The organism is Flagellimonas marinaquae, assembly GCF_023716465.1.
Taxonomy (GTDB): Bacteria; Bacteroidota; Bacteroidia; order Flavobacteriales; family Flavobacteriaceae; genus Flagellimonas; species Flagellimonas alginolytica.
Genome location: NZ_CP092415.1, coordinates 3,406,840 through 3,424,350, shown reverse-complemented (window position 1 = coordinate 3,424,350; position 17,511 = coordinate 3,406,840). Strand labels below are relative to the sequence as shown.

General features: G+C 41.1%; 17 protein-coding genes. 8 read left to right on the top strand and 9 right to left on the bottom strand.

Features of this window, described 5'->3' with window-relative positions:
• Window positions 1-63: 63 nt before the first annotated feature.
• Both aroB and MJO53_RS15135 read left to right on the top strand, forming a co-directional pair.
• Window positions 64-1,119 (top strand): 3-dehydroquinate synthase, encoded by a 1,056-nt coding sequence (gene aroB, locus MJO53_RS15140; protein WP_252079719.1) that lies wholly within the window; start codon window positions 64-66, stop codon window positions 1,117-1,119.
• A gap of 94 nt (window positions 1,120-1,213) precedes the next feature.
• Window positions 1,214-1,540 carry a hypothetical protein gene (locus MJO53_RS15135; RefSeq protein ID WP_252079718.1) on the top strand — a complete coding sequence of 109 codons (327 nt, stop codon included), beginning with the start codon at window positions 1,214-1,216 and terminating at the stop codon, window positions 1,538-1,540.
• 1 nt (window position 1,541) lies between these two features.
• Here MJO53_RS15135 and MJO53_RS15130 read toward each other — a convergent pair whose 3' ends face one another.
• The 3 genes from MJO53_RS15130 to MJO53_RS15120 form a co-directional block, all read right to left on the bottom strand.
• On the bottom strand, window positions 1,542-2,060 hold the full coding sequence (locus tag MJO53_RS15130; RefSeq protein WP_252079717.1) for a DinB family protein: 519 nt from the start codon (window positions 2,058-2,060) through the stop codon (window positions 1,542-1,544).
• Between the two features lie 14 nt (window positions 2,061-2,074).
• A complete protein-coding gene (locus MJO53_RS15125; protein ID WP_127141951.1) occupies window positions 2,075-2,554 on the bottom strand; it encodes an Lrp/AsnC family transcriptional regulator in 480 nt (159 codons plus the stop codon).
• A 98-nt stretch (window positions 2,555-2,652) separates the two neighbouring features.
• Entirely contained in the window at window positions 2,653-3,756 is a 1,104-nt protein-coding gene (locus tag MJO53_RS15120; RefSeq protein ID WP_252079716.1) for a M14 family metallopeptidase, read from the bottom strand.
• A 284-nt stretch (window positions 3,757-4,040) separates the two neighbouring features.
• On the opposite strand from MJO53_RS15120, the gene MJO53_RS15115 reads away from it, so the two are divergent.
• Together MJO53_RS15115 and MJO53_RS15110 are read left to right on the top strand one after the other, a co-directional pair.
• Window positions 4,041-4,451 carry a helix-turn-helix transcriptional regulator gene (locus tag MJO53_RS15115; protein WP_252079715.1) on the top strand — a complete coding sequence of 137 codons (411 nt, stop codon included), beginning with the start codon at window positions 4,041-4,043 and terminating at the stop codon, window positions 4,449-4,451.
• Window positions 4,452-4,483: 32 nt separating this feature from the next.
• Window positions 4,484-4,861 carry a DNA topoisomerase IV gene (locus MJO53_RS15110; RefSeq protein WP_252079714.1) on the top strand — a complete coding sequence of 126 codons (378 nt, stop codon included), beginning with the start codon at window positions 4,484-4,486 and terminating at the stop codon, window positions 4,859-4,861.
• Window positions 4,862-5,011: 150 nt separating this feature from the next.
• On the opposite strand, the gene MJO53_RS15105 is transcribed toward MJO53_RS15110, so the two are convergent.
• From MJO53_RS15105 to MJO53_RS15080, 6 genes are all read right to left on the bottom strand, one after another.
• Window positions 5,012-5,968, bottom strand: a complete 957-nt coding sequence (locus MJO53_RS15105) for a sterol desaturase family protein (protein WP_252079713.1) — start codon at window positions 5,966-5,968, stop codon at window positions 5,012-5,014.
• Window positions 5,969-6,030: 62 nt separating this feature from the next.
• Entirely contained in the window at window positions 6,031-8,658 is a 2,628-nt protein-coding gene (locus MJO53_RS15100; protein ID WP_252079712.1) for a DNA gyrase/topoisomerase IV subunit A, read from the bottom strand.
• 15 nt (window positions 8,659-8,673) lie between these two features.
• On the bottom strand, window positions 8,674-10,542 hold the full coding sequence (locus MJO53_RS15095) for a DNA topoisomerase IV subunit B (RefSeq protein WP_224836980.1): 1,869 nt from the start codon (window positions 10,540-10,542) through the stop codon (window positions 8,674-8,676).
• A 102-nt stretch (window positions 10,543-10,644) separates the two neighbouring features.
• Complete coding sequence (locus MJO53_RS15090; protein WP_224836981.1) at window positions 10,645-11,547, bottom strand: DMT family transporter; 903 nt, start codon at window positions 11,545-11,547, stop codon at window positions 10,645-10,647.
• Window positions 11,548-11,614: 67 nt separating this feature from the next.
• Window positions 11,615-12,709 carry a redox-regulated ATPase YchF gene (ychF, locus tag MJO53_RS15085; protein ID WP_224836982.1) on the bottom strand — a complete coding sequence of 365 codons (1,095 nt, stop codon included), beginning with the start codon at window positions 12,707-12,709 and terminating at the stop codon, window positions 11,615-11,617.
• A 313-nt stretch (window positions 12,710-13,022) separates the two neighbouring features.
• Window positions 13,023-13,376: a 4Fe-4S dicluster domain-containing protein gene (locus MJO53_RS15080; RefSeq protein ID WP_224836983.1), complete on the bottom strand. Its 354-nt coding sequence runs from the start codon at window positions 13,374-13,376 to the stop codon at window positions 13,023-13,025.
• A gap of 85 nt (window positions 13,377-13,461) precedes the next feature.
• Here MJO53_RS15080 and MJO53_RS15075 point away from each other — a divergent pair, with 85 nt between their 5' ends.
• The 4 genes from MJO53_RS15075 to MJO53_RS15060 all read left to right on the top strand — a co-directional run bounded on the left by MJO53_RS15075 (window position 13,462) and on the right by MJO53_RS15060 (window position 17,446).
• Complete coding sequence (locus MJO53_RS15075) at window positions 13,462-14,502, top strand: acyl-CoA reductase (RefSeq protein ID WP_252079711.1); 1,041 nt, start codon at window positions 13,462-13,464, stop codon at window positions 14,500-14,502.
• Between the two features lie 72 nt (window positions 14,503-14,574).
• On the top strand, window positions 14,575-15,639 hold the full coding sequence (gene serC / locus MJO53_RS15070) for a 3-phosphoserine/phosphohydroxythreonine transaminase (RefSeq protein WP_252079710.1): 1,065 nt from the start codon (window positions 14,575-14,577) through the stop codon (window positions 15,637-15,639).
• 134 nt (window positions 15,640-15,773) lie between these two features.
• Entirely contained in the window at window positions 15,774-16,727 is a 954-nt protein-coding gene (locus tag MJO53_RS15065; RefSeq protein ID WP_252079709.1) for a D-2-hydroxyacid dehydrogenase, read from the top strand.
• A gap of 77 nt (window positions 16,728-16,804) precedes the next feature.
• Window positions 16,805-17,446 (top strand): DUF937 domain-containing protein, encoded by a 642-nt coding sequence (locus MJO53_RS15060; RefSeq protein WP_252079708.1) that lies wholly within the window; start codon window positions 16,805-16,807, stop codon window positions 17,444-17,446.
• Window positions 17,447-17,511: the final 65 nt, after the last annotated feature.

The following is a 17,511-nucleotide window of genomic DNA, read 5'->3' as shown; positions in this document are numbered from 1 at the left end:
TAAGTACGGAATCTATAACCATATAATTAAAATTAGTCTTTATTTAGCGGTGTAAATAAAATTATGGAGTCGGTTAAATCACAATCCTACGAGGTACACATCAACGAATTGGCAAAAGCTGCTCTCAATCAACATGTTGCCCAAAAAAAATATTCAAAAGTATTTCTTTTGGTAGATGAAAATACCAAGGAACATTGTTTGCCTGTCCTTAAAAATATTTTTGATGGACCGGTGGATGCCATCTTGGAAATAGCATCCGGTGAAGAAAATAAGCACATTAGGACTTGTTTACAACTTTGGGAGGAGCTTTCGCAGTTGGATGGAGACAGAAAAAGCCTTTTGATCAATTTGGGAGGTGGCGTTTTGACCGACATGGGTGGATTTGTTGCTTCTACCTTTAAAAGAGGGATAGATTTTATTAATATACCCACTACCCTGCTTTCTATGGTAGATGCCTCTATTGGAGGTAAAACGGGGGTAGACCTAGGTTCTTTGAAAAACCAGATCGGGGTGATCAACCAGCCACAAATGGTATTGATTTTTCCTGAATTTCTTAAAACATTAGATTCAAGGCAGACCAAAAGTGGCTATGCCGAGATGTTGAAGCACGGGCTTATTCAAAACAAGGAATATTGGAAAGAACTCACCTTAGAAGGTAATTTTGCCGAAGCTAGCTGTATTCAAAAATCCATAGCCATTAAAAATGAAGTGGTTATGCAGGACCCTACAGAACAGGGACTCCGTAAAATATTGAATTACGGTCACACCTTGGGGCATGCCATTGAGTCGTATTGTTTGGACAACCCAAATAGAACAACCTTGTTACATGGTGAGGCGATTGCCGTTGGTATGATCTTGGAAGGATACCTGTCTCACGAACTTCGAGGTCTCTCCAAGTTAGACCTGGACGAGATAAAAATGGGGTTTCTGCAGCATTTTGACCGTGTAGAGTTCACCGAAGATGATATTGATGCCATCCTAAAATTGCTAAAATATGACAAGAAAAACTCTCACGGAAATGTCAATTTTGTGCTGTTGCAGGCGATTGGCGAGGCAGTGACCGATATAAAAGTGCCCGAGGAATTGTTCCACAAAGCATTTGCATACTACAGCGAATAAGCCGTTCACCTACTTTTTTTTAATTTACGCAACTCTCTGTACCTATCAAGTTTAAAAATTTCTAGTTTAGGATTGGAATTTATAACTAACCATTATGAAACGAATTTTGATAGACTACAAAAAGTTGGACCACCACGTTGCGGGCACTTTGATCGATTCCTATCCCGACGGTTATGGTGACGACGACATAATTACCATAAAAAAACCGAATGGGGAAGTGATCGAGGCAGTGGAAGTTAAAACGGACGACACTATTTATATGGTAAAAATCAGCAAAAGCCTTTCCAATTTTATAGCCAATTTCGAGGAAGCCATTGAAAAGGAGTTGGACAACGACTTGGTTGCTTCTGAATTTGAGGAAGATGGTTTGGATGGTATGGAATCCGCTTCCGACGAATTGGATGGTGAAACCGACTATTGATCTACACCAAGTACCTTTCTTGGATAATTTTTAGGTGATGGGCCTGGTGGCCACTAATGATAAACCCTAATGCCCTTACACTCATTTTGGAATCGCTGGCAATACCTATTTGGTTCATCGCCACATCATCAAAAGAGGAAAACAGGGTGATGGTTGCAGCTCTTACAGCCTCATATTCTTCAATCAGACTTTGCTTCGTCCTCAGATGGGCATTGGAGTTTGGGACATAATCATCTTGATCGAACCCGGGCAACGGTGTTTTGTCTTTTCTGGCAAAACATAGTGCCCTATATTGAAAGATTCTTTCCGTATCGATCATATGGACAATCGACTCTGCCAACGTCCATTTGCCCTCGGCATAGGCAAAACTCATTTTTTTGTCTGTAATTTCATCAAAAAGAGACAAAAAAGCGGTTCTGCCCATTTTTAGCTCCTCCAAGAGATCCACGTTTCCCAAAGCCATAATATAGGTTCGGTAAAATGGATTGTATTCAGAAGAAGGCAGTTCCGAAAGCAACATATAAGAGGTATGGATTACAGCTCGTTGAAGATGGTGTGCATCAGACGTCTTTTATCGTTGATGCTTTCTTCAAGAGAAATCATAGTTTCCGTTCTACTAATACCATCAATATCATCTATTTTAAAAATGATGTTTTTTGCGTGCGTTGTATCCCTGGCCCTAATTTTACAGAAAATATTGAATTTCCCGGTGGTAATATGGGCCACGGTCACGTAAGGTATTTGACTTAGACGTTCGAGCACGAATTTGGTTTGATGGGTTTTTTCCAAAAATATACCCACATATGCGATAAAGGAATAGCCCAACTTCACATAATCCAAGGTTAAAGAAGATCCTTTGATGATTCCGGACTCTTCCATTTTTTTAACGCGTACATGTACCGTACCCGCAGAAATCAGCAATTTTTTGGCAATATCCGTGAACGGTGTACGGGTATTGTCGATTAACATGTCCAATATCTGGTGGTCTATTTCGTCTAATTTGACTTTATTCATTACATTGATTTTGCAGCAAAATTAGTTAAAAAAGGAAATTTACGTAATAAAAATGGTTTTTTTTTAAATAAAATGCAAGAACAGGTTCGTATTAACGGTTATTCCTTGGTGTTTTTAAGTAAATCCAGTAAGGGTGTATCGGCGTATGTAAATCCAAATCCCTTGGTATCAACACATTCAATGGTTTTATGTCCGTAAAATCCATTTAGCGTGCCTACTTCCGTTATTTGGGGCTCAAAAACTACAGTGCCGTCGACCAAAACTTCTTTGTATCGGACACCAACTTTGTGAGTGTTAGAAATTCTGGGATTGACTATTCCGGCATTTTCTATGATGATGTCAAAAAATAATTTACGGTTTCCGGGAATAGAAAAATAATCTCCAACAGAAAACTCATCTACCTGATACTCGGCAATAATTTTGAAAGCTTCCAGTAAGGAAAGAAATATGTATTTCCGGGTAATCTCACGATCATAATCCCCCGGATAGTGTCCAGACTCGAACAATACAGTTGGTACACCGAGCATTTGGAACGTATCCCCTACGCAGTTATCGTTAAAACCATCATCGTACCGCCCAACTTGACCGGGAATATGTTCTTGCAGCATAACATTCATCCCAGCTATTAATTTCATTGTCGTTTCTCGTGTTGGGGTGATCTCACGTTCTTTATTACTGGCAGGAGATAAAAACGACACTGTTGCAGGTTTGTTGGTGTTCCCGGCACTGAACAGTGTGCGTTGATCGTGTAAATTAAAACAGAAATCTGGTTGAAAAGAATTGAACAATCTACGAAGCGTAACGCTTTCAGGCTGCGATTGCATCTTGGCGTCCCTATTCAAATCCACACCATTACTATTTTCTCGAGTATAAACATTTGCCCCATCTGGATTTAACATGGGTACGACCATTAAACTGCATTCCTTTAATATAGTATAGGCCAAGGGGTCGTTAGACCGTAAAAAATTCACCAAATCCCATAACGCTTTAGTGGTCGTGGATTCGTTACCATGCATTTGAGACCACAAGAGTACCTTGATAGGTCCATTCCCCAATTGAAAAGCATGAATTTGAACTTGGTTGACCGATTTGCCGATTTCAATAAGAGGCTCCGAAAGTTTGGAAAAGCATTTTTGGATAGAGTCCATGTTTATGTACCTGCCTTGAATAGAGCTTTCTTTAAACTTTGAATAGTGAATCATGTATACCGTTAATTAAAGCGTACAAAAATACCATAGGATAAGTTTACAAATGTAACACATGCTTGTAAAATAATTACACATTTGTAAACTATAAAATTTACTAATAACATTGCTTTTTATACAAATGTAAACAGAATGTATTTTAATACAGTTATATCTCTTTATATCAGGTGAGTAATCTTATTTATTTAAATCTATAATGCAAGTATAAAGGTGATATTTAAGTGAATATCATTGTGGGGAATTTTATTTGTATTACTTTTATTGTATATAAATTTACAGATGTGAATTCCGATTTAATATTGCGCATACAACAGATCATAGATCATTTGGGGTTGTCCGTTTCCGCTTTTGCCGATGCTATTGGCGTGCAAAGATCCAGTATATCCCATTTGTTGAGCGGAAGAAACAAACCCAGCTTGGACTTTGTTATGAAGTTGGTCGATACCTACCCTGAGATTGACCTATATTGGTTGTTGAAAGGTAAGGGTTCCTTTCCAATAGAGAGCGATACGGAGGGTCCTGTCCAGATCAGAGAAAGACAATCTATTGTTGAAAGTACGGATGCAAAATACACGGAAGCTATGTCTTCAGCGCAAATTGAAAAATCCGGCTCAAGGAAAGAGAACCCTGCTCAAATTATATTGCTCTACAGGGATGGTAGCTTTAAGACTTTTGATCCAAAAAAGGATTGAACCTTTCGACTAGTTTCCGTTTCTTTGCACTTATGACAAGATTTCTACTTACAACTGCCATTATTCTATTGTGTTTCTCTTGTGGTCAACCACCGGAGCGAAATTGCGAAGATTTTAAAACGGGAACATTTTCTTTTAAAGCTACCATAAATGGGGAGGAAAAAGAGACGATTTTTCGAAGAACAATGGATTTGGAAGTTGATGAGTTCGAGGGTGAAACAGATTCTTCTTCGGTTCGCTGGATAAATGACTGCGAATACGTTTTAAAAAATCTGAATCCAAAAAGCAAGGCAGAAGAAAAACCTATTCACATTAAGATCCTGACGACCTCAGGGTCTTCCTACACTTTTGAATACAATATTGTCGGTGAAAGCAAAAAGTTCAAAGGTACTGCCCATAAAATAGATTGACGTATGACAATCAGGTTGTATTGTAATTGAAATACGACCTTTTTCAATTTGATTGATTGACCGTCTTTCGCTTATGTTGTTTTAAAAAAAACCTCCGACAGAAATGATTTCTTCGAAGGTTAAAATAAGGGTTAAATCCCTGCTTTTCTATTAATTGGGTCTTTGATATGCCAGTTCCGGACTGGACTCTTTGTGTTTTTTGAACAATCGTTGTTGCTGTTTTACGGTCAATGTGCTTCCGTCGTGGCTCCATCCCGGAGGTCCAAAAATATACATCAGCTTGTGCGATAGTTTGTCCACTTTTTTAACGTCGTTCCAAATATCTTTGAATTCATGGGTTAGGATAACCACTGGATTATAGGAATTAGGGGCATGGATTACACCGTACTTTACATCAATATTATCATCAAGTTCTTTCCAGGTCCCAAACATTTTATCGAAAATATTTAAGAAGCCCCCATGGTTCTTGTCCAAATACTCCACATTTTGAGCGTGGTGCACTTGGTGCATGGTATGGGTGTTGAATATTTTCTCCAAAAAACCGAGTTTAGGTACATAAACAGTGTGTAGCTGGAACTGCCACAATGCTTCAATACCCAAACAGACCACTACCATTTCCGGTGGAAAACCAATAGCTGGCATCCAAATGTAAAAGAAAGGTTTGTACAATATGGTGAACCATCCATTGCGAATTGCGGTACCTAAATTAAAATTGTCCGAAGAGTGGTGTACGATATGGGCTGCCCAAAGAATACGGACCTCGTGATTGGCCCTATGAAACCAATAATAGGTAAAATCGTCGGCCAATTGACATAAAATCCAAATATACCAAGCATACCCAAAGGATTGGTATCCCATAAGGTTGGTTCTGACCCCGTCTATCTCGGGATTAAAAAGCTCATAGGTCCCTTCAAAAAGGAGGATGGCGAAGGCAACTTTGAACAAAGGTCCCAAAATGGCGGAGCCAATGCCCATAAAACTACTGGCGGCGAGATCTTTCCAGTTGTAAAGATGGTCGTCGTCGTGAGTTTTGCTGTAAGTTAATTCGAGTAAAATAAAGGCAATAAAAACTGGTACTCCATATACCAAGGGGTTTGTAAAATCCATATAGCAATATTAAGCTTTAAGCTCTAGGTGTGCGTTGTTCGGAAAATTAGACATAAAAAGAATTAAAACAAAGAGGTTTGATCGGAACTATCATTCTTTGTGCCTATATCGTTATCATCGGTTTCTATCTGTTCTTCGTCCACTACTTCGATTTCTTCGGTTTTTTGCTCTTCGGGTTCCTCGAAGGGCAATGGTTCCATGGTGTTTATATTTTTCACTTTCTCTGGAGTAAGCTGATTTCCGAGGGCTTTAATTCCTTTTATCGCAATGAAATCCTCAACGTTTACCTCAAGATTTGGCTTCGGGTCTTTTCCGCGGGGCTTAACAAATTCAATTTCCAGTCTGGGCCTCCAATCGGTTGATACAAGCTCCAAATACGATTTGGGATCTTCATCGATCACCACTTCTTCCCTGTTTGGATTTTCTATCAGAAATCTTTTTAAGTAAAAACGTTCTTTGTCCCCTACATAGTGCACAACGGAAATGGGTTTTTCTGGATTCCATTTTTCCAGTACGATCATATCGTCGTTAAAACGAGTGAGCATATCCGGTGGGATGGTTTTTACAATACCTTTTTGGTCGATCACCAAAAGAAGATCATCTCCTTTAAATTCACCGAGTAGTTCTCCCCTACCGTCAACGTTCAATCTGTTCACAACATCATCGAACCAAATTTTCCTTGGTTTCAGGGTTGACACTCCTTTTTCTTTGAGTTCAATGCGTTTAATGGTATATTTTGTAACCAAATTTCCTTTGGAACTGCGCCCCTTGATCAGCACATCGGAAAAGTCAAGGTCCCATTTCAGCTTTTTAATACTGCCGGACTGCCGTAGCATTACGGTAACAACTTCGGCTTCACCGTTTGGATTGGCGGAAAAATAAAGTACTTCGGAAGAGGTTTTGTCACCGGCCAGGGGGTAAAGTTTATCCCGGGTAATGCTGGTTACGTTAAACCGCTTTACATAGCTCGGGCCACCTTTCATGCTTTTATAGATCATGTTGTAGGTGGTTCGCTTGTCCTTCTTTTTAAAAACGGCAACATGTATAATATTCTTCCCGATAAATACTTTGGAATCCACCTTGGTGACCATCATGTCCCCTTTTTGGGTAAAAACGATAATGTCATCAATATCGCTGCAGTCCGTAACGTATTCGTCGCGTTTAAGGGAGGTGCCAATAAAGCCTTCTTCGCGGTTTACGTAGAGCTTAGTGTTGCGGATAACCACTTTGGTGGCTTCGATATCGTCAAAAATCTTGACCTCTGATTTCCGTTCCCGGCCTGCTCCATATTTCTTTTTGAGCTCTTTAAAATACGCAATGGCATAGTCCACCAAATGCTCTAGATGGTGTTTGGTTTCTTTTATCCTATCTTCAAGACTTTCAATGAGTTGTTGCGCCTTATCTAAATCAAACTTTGAAATACGCTTAATTCGGATTTCCGTCAATCTCACAATATCATCTTTGGTCACAGCTCTTTTCAAATGGGCAATATGCGGCTTTAGACCTTTGTCTATGGCATCGATAACACCTTCCCATGTCTCCTCTTCTTCAATTTCCCGATAGATCCTATTCTCAATAAAAATGCGTTCCAATGAAGAAAAGTGCCACTGTTCTTCCAGTTCATCCAATTGAATTTGGAGCTCGGCTTTGAGCAACTCTACCGTGTTGTCCGTGGATCTTTGAAGCATTTCTTTTACTCCAATAAACAAGGGCTTGTTGTCCTCGATAACACAACCTAAGGGTGAGATGGAGGATTCGCAAGCGGTAAAGGCGTAAAGTGCGTCGATGGTTTTATCCGGCGAGATACCGTTTGGTAAATGTACCAAGATTTCTACCTCTGCTGCGGTATTGTCCTCAATCTTTTTTATTTTGATTTTCCCCTTATCGTTAGCCTTTAAGATGGAGTCAATTAAAGAGGACGTGTTGGTGCCGTAAGGTATTTCGTTGATGACCAAGGTATTCTTGTCCAAAGTCGAAATTTTGGCCCTTACCCTGATCTTACCGCCTCGCATACCATCGTTATAATTCGTCACATCAATAATCCCTGCTGTAGGGAAATCTGGAACAATGGTGAACCGCTTGCCCTGCAAGTGTTTTATCGAGGCATCGATAAGCTCGTTAAAGTTGTGTGGCAGTATCTTGGTGGAAAGGCCCACTGCAATTCCTTCCGCCCCTTGCGCGAGCAAAAGCGGAAATTTTACCGGTAAATTAACGGGTTCTTTTTTTCTACCGTCATAACTTAGCTGCCATTCGGTAATTTTTGGACTATAAATTACTTCAAGGGCGAACTTGGAAAGTCTTGCTTCGATATAACGTGGTGCGGCTGCTCCATCACCGGTTAGGATGTTCCCCCAGTTACCTTGAGTGTCTATCAGTAGATCTTTTTGTCCGATCTGTACCATGGCATCTGCAATACTGGCATCGCCATGAGGATGGTATTGCATGGTGTGCCCCACTACATTCGCGACCTTGTTGTACCGACCGTCGTCCAGTTCTTTTAGCGAATGCATAATTCTTCTTTGAACTGGCTTAAATCCATCTTCGATGGCGGGTACTGCTCGCTCCAATATTACATACGAAGCGTAATCCAAAAACCAATCCTTGTACATTCCGGTCACCTTTACCAGGCTATCTTGGGACTCTTCTTGGTTTTCTAAACTTTCATCGTTCAGTTCTTCGTTCTCTTCCATTTAGAAAGGTGGCATTTATTTGGGTTGTAGTTGGTTTTCTTCAACAAGGTCAAGCTCTACTTTAAGGTTGTTGATGATGAATTCCTGACGGTCCGGTGTGTTTTTGCCCATATAAAATTTTAATAGGGCGTCTATGCTCATGGCTTTGTCCAGCATCACAGGTTCCAAACGGATATCATCGCCGATAAAGTTTTTGAACTCGTCCGGTGAAATTTCGCCCAATCCCTTAAATCGGGTAATTTCCGGTTTACCGGACAATTTTTCAATGGCTTGTCTTCTTTCCTCTTCACTGTAGCAATAAATGGTTTCTTTTTTATTGCGTACCCGAAATAACGGGGTTTGTAAAATGTATAAGTGATTCTCTTTGATCAATTCGGGGAAAAATTGTAAAAAGAACGTAATCAGTAATAAACGAATGTGCATCCCATCCACATCGGCATCGGTAGCTATGACGATATTGTTGTAGCGCAAGTCCTCCATAGAGTCCTCAATGTTGAGCGCGGCTTGCAGGAGATTGAACTCTTCGTTCTCGTAAACGATTTTTTTGGACATGCCGTAGGAGTTCAACGGTTTTCCCCGTAAGCTGAATACAGCCTGTGTGTTCACGTCCCTGGATTTTGTTATGGAACCAGATGCGGAATCTCCCTCGGTAATAAAAAGGGTGGTTTCCAAGCGTCGGTCCTTTTTCATATCCTGCAAATGAATTCGGCAATCCCGTAGTTTTTTATTGTGAAGGCTCGCTTTTTTGGCGCGATCTCTGGCTAATTTCCGTATGCCGGAAAGTTCCTTGCGTTCTTTCTCAGCCTGTACAATTTTCTTTTGGAGCGCATCTGCCGTTGCCTGATTCTTATGGAGGTAGTTGTCCAGATGGGTGCCAATAAAATCATTGACATAGGTGCGCACTGTTGGTAGATCGCCCCCCATATCGGTGGAACCCAATTTGGTCTTGGTCTGACTCTCGAAAACGGGCTCCATCACTTTAATGGAAATTGCCGAGATAATGGACTTTCGAATATCCGAAGCATCGTAGTTTTTTCCGTAAAAATCACGTATGGTCTTAACAATGGCTTCCCTAAAAGCAGCTTGGTGAGTTCCGCCCTGTGTGGTGTGTTGTCCATTGACAAAAGAGTGGTACTCTTCGCTATATTGGGTTTTGCTATGGGTCATGGCCACCTCGATATCATCCCCTTTTAAGTGGATCACCGGGTACAGAAAATCCTCTTGGTTATTGTTGTCCTCGAGCAAATCCTTTAATCCGTTATCAGAATAGAATTTTTCCCCGTTAAAAACAATGGTCAATCCAGGATTTAGATATACATAATTTTTGAGCATGCGTTCCACATACTCGTTACGGTATTTGTATTTTTTGAAAATAGTTTCATCTGGAGTGAAACTTACTTTGGTTCCCTTTCTCCTGGATGATTCTTCCAAAAGTTCCTCGTTCACCAAGTTACCGGTCTCAAATTCTGCAGACTTGGATTGGCCGTCCCTGTTGGATTCCACTCTAAAATAGGTGGATAACGCATTGACCGCTTTGGTCCCTACCCCGTTAAGGCCTACGGATTTTTTAAAGGCCCGGGTATCGTATTTTCCCCCGGTATTCATTTTGGAAACTACATCTACCACTTTACCAAGTGGAATGCCACGACCATAATCTCGAACGTGAACGGTGTTTTCCTTAATATTGATTTCAATGGTTTTTCCTGCCCCCATCACAAATTCGTCAATGGAGTTGTCGAGGACTTCTTTTAGAAGAATATAAATTCCGTCGTCCGCGGAGGAACCATCTCCCAATTTTCCAATGTACATTCCCGGACGCATTCGAATATGCTCCTTCCAGTCCAGCGAACGGATGTTATCCTCAGTATATTGGGTATCTGCCATTAGTTAAGGGTTAATCATTGCAATATAAAATTTCGGGGCAAAAATAAAAGGGTGAACGCTAGAAAGTAATCAACAATGAAAAATAATAATTGTTAATATATATTAGTCCTTAGCCCTCTTTTTGCTTTGGATGGAGAGGTATGTTACCCCGAATATTACCACAAGCATTCCGATCAGTTGTCCGAGAGTGAGTTTTTCGTCCAAAAACAGAAAAGCGAGCAAAATTGTGGAAATGGGGCCCAAGCTTCCCAAAATTGAAAAGTTGGAGGCGCCCAATCGCTTTATTGCCGCGGAAACCAAAAAAGAAGGAATCAATGTGGCGAAAATGGCCATGGCCACACCATATGCATACACGGGCCATGGGTAATCCATAAATGTCCAATTACCAGCTATTGAATAGTGGACCATAATACAAAGGGTGGATACGATCATGGCATTGCATGTAAACCGTAAGACCCCAAATTTTGGAATCAACCATCCACTTCCCACCAAATACGAAGCATAGGTAATTGCACTCAATAAAACCAAAAAACCACCCATGAGGACTTTGTTACCGGACATATCCAATTCTTCCCAGAACGTGATCAGCACACCTAAATATGTGATAAGTATTGCAGTGAGCTGTACGCGTGTAATTTTCTGTCTAAAAATCAGCCAACTAAGAAACACCACTATGGTCGGGTACACAAAAAGAATAATACGTTCCAGGCCGGCTTTGATGTAATTGAGGCCCAAGAAATCGAAATAACTGGCCAAATAGTAACCAACAAACCCAAAAAGAAACAGCCAAACATAATCTTTGGGCAAAACTATTGTTTCTGTTGATTTTTTGCGAATCAAAAATAAAATAAGGATATAAAAGGGCAATGAGAACAACATCCGAAACAATAAAAGGTCGAGTGTGTCGACATGGTACCGATAGGCCAACTTTACCAATACAGCTTTGGAGGAAAACAGTACAACTCCCAAGACCCCGTATAAAACACCTAAACTTTTACTGGACATACAGCAAAGTTATTTTGCGTCCGGAAACTACTGTGTCGGAAATTTTATGGATTACAACAGCCAGTGCTTACACATTGAACCTAAAATGCATAACATCACCATCTTTTACGATATATTCTTTGCCTTCTACGCGCATACGACCAGCTTCTTTAACTTTGGCTTCGCTTCCAAATTGCACATAATCATCGTAGGCAATTACTTCTGCTCGGATAAATCCTTTTTCAAAATCCGTATGGATTACTCCTGCGGCTTGTGGTGCGGTGGCGCCAACAGGTATGGTCCAGGCCCTCACTTCTTTTACACCTGCGGTGAAATATGTTTCCAGGTCCAGAAGTTTATATGCCCCACGAATCAATTTGGCGGAACCTGGTTCGGATAGTCCAAGATCTTCCAAAAACATTTGACGTTCTTCGTAGGTTTCCAATTCGGTAATATCTGCTTCTGTACCGACGGCCAAAAAAATGACTTCGGCATTTTCGTGGGCTACTGCTTCTTTTACTTTCTCCACGTAGGCATTGCCCTCTACGGCGGCAGCTTCGTCTACATTGCAAACGTACATTACGGGTTTGTCCGTAATCAGTTGCAAGGGTTTCACGAACTCAAGGCGTTCATCGTCTGAAAATTCAATGGCACGTACGGAAGTTCCAGCTTCCAAACCATCTTTCAATTTAATCAGAACCGCTTCTTCTTTTTGGGCTTCTTTGTTTCCAGTTTTAGCGGCACGTTTTACTTTGTCAAGCTTTTTTTCTACACTTTCCAAATCCTTCAACTGCAATTCCATATCAATGGTTTCCTTGTCCCTTATCGGATCTACGGAGCCGTCAACGTGAACTACATTGTCATTGTCAAAACAGCGTAGCACGTGCAGAATAGCATCGGTTTCTCGGATGTTTCCCAAGAACTGGTTTCCCAACCCTTCTCCTTTACTGGCGCCTTTTACCAGACCGGCAATGTCCACAATTTCCACGGTGGCCGGAATTACGCGTTCAGGATTCACCAACTCTTCCAACTTCTCCAATCGTTGGTCGGGCACATTTACAACTCCAATATTGGGCTCTATGGTACAAAAAGGAAAGTTGGCACTTTGTGCCTTTGCATTGGACAAACAATTGAACAGCGTTGATTTTCCTACATTCGGCAATCCTACGATACCTGCTTTCATTCGCTAGAAATTAGATTTAAGAGTTCAGATTACAAAACAGTATTTTAGGTATGGTGCTATCAATATAAAACACCGATAACCTACCAAATACCGATTTGAGGGTGCAAATATAAGTTGAAGTTTTGGTACTCCGACCTAATAATTGCCAATCAGTAGATAGAAGCCAATAATTAGCAATGCTATAATTCCAAAAATGGCTACAAGAGACAATGTACAGCCGAGCTGTTTCCAAAAACCGTTATATTCCTTTTCTTTTTCCTGCATAAAAAACCCCGAACCTTGGTCCGGGGCAAAATTATAAGTTTTTTACATCTTAACCTTCTGGGTGCATAAACTTTTGCTTGCCTAAAAGCTCCTCCTCTGTTTCTACATGATCGTCATCGGGCACACAACAGTCTACCGGACATACGGCCGCGCACTGTGGCTCTTCGTGGAAGCCTTTGCATTCCGTACATTTATCGGGTACAATATAATAGAGTTCATCGCTGACCGGTTCTTGAACTTCATCGGCATTGACTTCTTTACCATCTGGCAAAACCACATCACCGCTAAGAGAAGTTCCATCGCTATATCTCCATTCGTCCGCTCCCTCGTAAATTGCTGTATTTGGGCATTCTGGCTCGCAAGCACCACAATTTATGCATTCATCCGTAATTATTATTGCCATAATTTTCTTTTCCTTTTGGGTTGATTCTGATCAGCATGCTTACTTTTGACAAAAATAAACCCTAGTTAATTAGTGTACAAATTTAATGGCACCAGATACAAATACCATAGATGCTTTTGTTAAACTTGGAAAATACCTAACGGAATTTTGTCAAGATTGTTCTCAAAAAAGCCCAAAAACCGACCCGGGACTAAAAGAGGTCGTTGCAAGAGCAGGTCATCATAACGGATGGTTTACGGAGGAAAACATTTTATTTTCCCTGGAACAATGGGGAAATATCCTGTCCAGGCCGCATATAAACGATTGGTTGTCCCAATACTCCTTTAAAAGTGGAGAAAACACTAAAAAAGTGGGGGTAGTAATGGCGGGCAATATACCATTGGTAGGTTTTCACGATTTTTTATGTGTATTGCTTTCCGGTAATTCTGTATTGATTAAGCAGTCCTCCAATGACAAAGTGCTTCTCCCATTTCTCTCCGATTACTTAATGGAACAAGAGCCCTCGCTCGCAGATAAAATCGAATTTGTAGACGAAAAACTAGAAAATTTCGATGCAGTGATCGCCACTGGGAGCAATAATACAAGTCGTTATTTTGAATATTATTTTGGAAAGAAGCCGAATATCATCAGAAAAAATAGAAATTCGGTGGCAGTGCTCGCCGGAGATGAAACCGAAGAAGAACTAGGGGCACTTGGCGAGGATATTTTTAGATATTATGGGCTGGGTTGCCGCAACGTATCCAAAATATTTGTACCCAAGGGATACAATTTTGACAGGCTGTTCCAAGCACTCTACACTTATAAAGATATTATCCACCAACATAAATATGCCAATAACTACGATTACAACAAAGCTGTTTATTTGATGAGTGAGTTCAAGATTTTGGATAACGGTTTTTTGATCTTAAAAGAGGATCAAAGTCTTTCCTCTCCCATTTCCGCATTGTTCTATTCATTTTATGATGATGAAGCCAGCTTGGAATTGGATTTACGGAGGATGGAAAAGCAAATTCAATGTGTGGTCTCCAAAAAGGAAGGAGACATAAATTTTGGACAAACCCAAAAACCAAGCTTGAGCGACTACGCCGACGGAATTGATACCATGAAATTTTTATTGGGACTTTAAGAAAGTCCCCAACCGTTGGAGCCATTTTTAGATACAACAATTTTTAAGACCTTTACCCCTTAAACCTAGGAAATGAAAAAGCATAATTTTAGCGCCGGTCCCTGCATTCTGCCCGCAGAGGTAATGCAGAAGGCTTCCGAAGCTGTTCTGGAATTGGATGGCATTGGACTTTCACTGATTGAAATATCCCATCGCAGCAAAGAATTTGTTGAAATAATGGAAAAAGCCCGTTCCCTGGCCCTAGAGCTTTTGGGACTCCAGGGCAAAGGATACCATGCCTTGTTCTTACAAGGTGGGGCCAGTATGCAATTTTTAATGACCGCCTTTAACCTTTTGGATGCAAAAGCCGGGTATGTGAACACGGGAACATGGAGTCAGAAGGCGATCAAGGAAGCCCGAATGTTCGGAGATATTGTAGAAGTGGCTTCGTCTCAAAAAGATAATTTTAGGTACATACCAAAGGGATTCGAGATCCCAACTGATCTGGATTTCCTTCATTTAACCTCCAACAATACCATCTATGGAACGCAGTTTAAGGAGTTTCCAAAAACAGCTGTTCCATTAGTCTGCGATATGAGTTCAGATATATTTTCCAGACAAATGGACTTTTTCCAGTTCGATTTGATCTATGCCGGAGCGCAAAAGAATATGGGACCTGCCGGAACAACCCTGGTGGTGGTAAAAGAAGATATCTTGGGCAAAGTATCGCGCAAAATTCCCTCTATGATGGATTACTCGGTACATATTGCCAAGGACAGCATGTTCAACACGCCCCCTGTTTTTGCGGTGTATGTATCCATGCTTACCATGCAGTGGTTAAAAGATTTGGGAGGTATAGCCGCCATAGAAGAAATTAACGAGCGTAAAGCCAACCTTATTTATTCAGAAATAGAACTGAACCCAGTTTTTTCTGGCATTGCCGCCAAAGAGGATCGCTCTAGTATGAACGCTACTTTTAATATTACAGATGATGAGTTAAAGGATGTGTTCGACGAAATGTGCAAAGAAGCTGGAATAAGCGGTATCAATGGACATAGATCGGTTGGCGGTTACAGAGCCTCCATGTACAACGCACTGCCAATGGAAAGTGTCGGCGTATTGGTCGATATAATGAGCGAACTCGAAAAGAAAGGATAACTGTACTTAATTTTGGAAGTTGTTCGAGTTCGGACGTCTTCACTTACCATTACTTGCCATATTGATGGTGATGGGCCCCAGAGGACAATACCCAAAAAGAAATGCAGTACTCAAATTTTTAAATAAAAACATTTATGAAGGTCATATTGGCGAATGACGGAATTGCCCAGGAAGGAATTGTTCTACTGGAAAAGGAAGGATTCCAAGTCAAAAATACCAGGGTTGCCGAAGAACAGTTGGCAAACTATATCAACACAAATAAAGTCGATGCCCTTTTGGTACGCAGTGCTACCAGAGTGGATAAAAAACTTATCGATGCGTGCCCCGATCTAAAGTTGATCGGTCGTGGAGGCGTAGGCATGGACAATATTGATGTAAAATATGCCGAATCAAAAGGAATTAAGGTATTCAATACACCAGAAGCGTCCTCCGAATCCGTTGCAGAGTTGGTTTTTGCCCACTTGTTGAACGGTGTCCGGTTTTTGCACGATTCCAATCGTAACATGCCATTGGATGGCGATAGCCAGTTCAAACAACTTAAAAAAAGTTATTCTGTGGGTGTCGAGCTCAAAGGCAAAACCTTGGGTATCGTTGGTTTTGGAAGAATTGGACAAGCTACTGCAAAAATGGCACTTGCTTTGGGCATGGAGGTCTTGTACACCGACCATCATGCAGACGAAACAACCTTGACCCTTTCTTTTTACAACGGACAGACTATAGACTTTTCCCTTCAAAAAAGTGAATTGAAAGATGTTCTGGCCAATTCAGACTTTGTGAGTCTACACGTACCTTCACAGGACACCTACCTGATTGGGAAAAAAGAATTGGGCCTAATGAAACCCGGAGCGGGAATAATCAATACCTCACGAGGTGGTGTACTGGACGAAGTAGCATTGGTCGAGGCCTTGGAAAACAATCACCTGGCATTCGCTGGATTGGATGTTTTTGAATCCGAGCCCACTCCAGAAATCAAGATACTTATGAATCCGAAGATATCCCTTAGTCCCCATATTGGCGGTTCTACATTGGAGGCGCAACAGCGAATAGGCAAAGAACTGGCACAAAACGTAATTGACCTGCTTAAATAACAACTTTTATAGGCTTGTGAAAGAAGACAAAACCTGCTTTTTTGTACATTGCCACCTTTAACCTTAACACTAACATAATGACAGGATTACTAGACATGATCAATAGCCCAATGGGAAAACAGTTGGTCAGCGGTGTTGCCGGACAAACAGGGCAATCGGAAAATAAGACGGCAGAAGTATTGAGCATGGCCATGCCATTGCTTATGGGAGCCATGAAAAAGAATGCATCCACACCAGGTGGAGCCCAAGGATTGATGAATGCCCTATCCTCCAAGCACGATGGTGGTATTTTGGATGATTTAGGAGGTCTTTTCGGTGGAGGTGTAGATCAGAATGTAATGGATGATGGTGCCGGGATATTGGGCCATATCCTTGGGGCCAAACAACCACAGGTAGAGAATGCGCTAAGTTCTAAATCAGGGATCGATGCGGGGTCGATTGCCCAAATATTGAAAATAGCAGCACCAATCCTTTTGGGATATTTGGGAAAACAGACCAGACAACAAAACGTAAGCAGTCCTGAAGGACTCAACGGTCTATTGGGCGGCTTAATGGGCGGAGGTGCCGCGGCATCCAAGCAACAATCCTTAGTGGAAAGCTTTTTGGACAGCGATGGTGACGGAAGTGTTATCGATGATCTAGCAGGTATGGTGCTTAACAGTGGAAGCAGCAAAAAAAGTGGACTCGGCGGTATGCTGGGAGGACTTTTTGGAAAATAAAGGTCAAATCGATCAATATTTAACAAAGCCATTTGAACATTCAAGTGGCTTTTTTTGTAAATTAA

What these genes read in the sequence shown, in the direction of transcription:
- ychF (WP_224836982.1), bottom strand. Translation starts at nt 12,709, where the DNA reads ATGAAAGCAGGTATCGTAGGATTGCCGAATGTAGGAAAATCAACGCTG.
- MJO53_RS15110 (WP_252079714.1), top strand. Translation starts at nt 4,484, where the DNA reads ATGACAAGATTTCTACTTACAACTGCCATTATTCTATTGTGTTTCTCT.
- MJO53_RS15095 (WP_224836980.1), bottom strand. Translation starts at nt 10,542, where the DNA reads ATGGCAGATACCCAATATACTGAGGATAACATCCGTTCGCTGGACTGG.
- MJO53_RS15065 (WP_252079709.1), top strand. Translation starts at nt 15,774, where the DNA reads ATGAAGGTCATATTGGCGAATGACGGAATTGCCCAGGAAGGAATTGTT.
- MJO53_RS15060 (WP_252079708.1), top strand. Translation starts at nt 16,805, where the DNA reads ATGACAGGATTACTAGACATGATCAATAGCCCAATGGGAAAACAGTTG.
- MJO53_RS15105 (WP_252079713.1), bottom strand. Translation starts at nt 5,968, where the DNA reads ATGGATTTTACAAACCCCTTGGTATATGGAGTACCAGTTTTTATTGCC.
- MJO53_RS15130 (WP_252079717.1), bottom strand. Translation starts at nt 2,060, where the DNA reads ATGTTGCTTTCGGAACTGCCTTCTTCTGAATACAATCCATTTTACCGA.
- MJO53_RS15120 (WP_252079716.1), bottom strand. Translation starts at nt 3,756, where the DNA reads ATGATTCACTATTCAAAGTTTAAAGAAAGCTCTATTCAAGGCAGGTAC.
- MJO53_RS15090 (WP_224836981.1), bottom strand. Translation starts at nt 11,547, where the DNA reads ATGTCCAGTAAAAGTTTAGGTGTTTTATACGGGGTCTTGGGAGTTGTA.
- MJO53_RS15100 (WP_252079712.1), bottom strand. Translation starts at nt 8,658, where the DNA reads ATGGAAGAGAACGAAGAACTGAACGATGAAAGTTTAGAAAACCAAGAA.
- aroB (WP_252079719.1), top strand. Translation starts at nt 64, where the DNA reads ATGGAGTCGGTTAAATCACAATCCTACGAGGTACACATCAACGAATTG.
- MJO53_RS15075 (WP_252079711.1), top strand. Translation starts at nt 13,462, where the DNA reads ATGGCACCAGATACAAATACCATAGATGCTTTTGTTAAACTTGGAAAA.
- MJO53_RS15135 (WP_252079718.1), top strand. Translation starts at nt 1,214, where the DNA reads ATGAAACGAATTTTGATAGACTACAAAAAGTTGGACCACCACGTTGCG.
- serC (WP_252079710.1), top strand. Translation starts at nt 14,575, where the DNA reads ATGAAAAAGCATAATTTTAGCGCCGGTCCCTGCATTCTGCCCGCAGAG.
- MJO53_RS15080 (WP_224836983.1), bottom strand. Translation starts at nt 13,376, where the DNA reads ATGGCAATAATAATTACGGATGAATGCATAAATTGTGGTGCTTGCGAG.
- MJO53_RS15125 (WP_127141951.1), bottom strand. Translation starts at nt 2,554, where the DNA reads ATGAATAAAGTCAAATTAGACGAAATAGACCACCAGATATTGGACATG.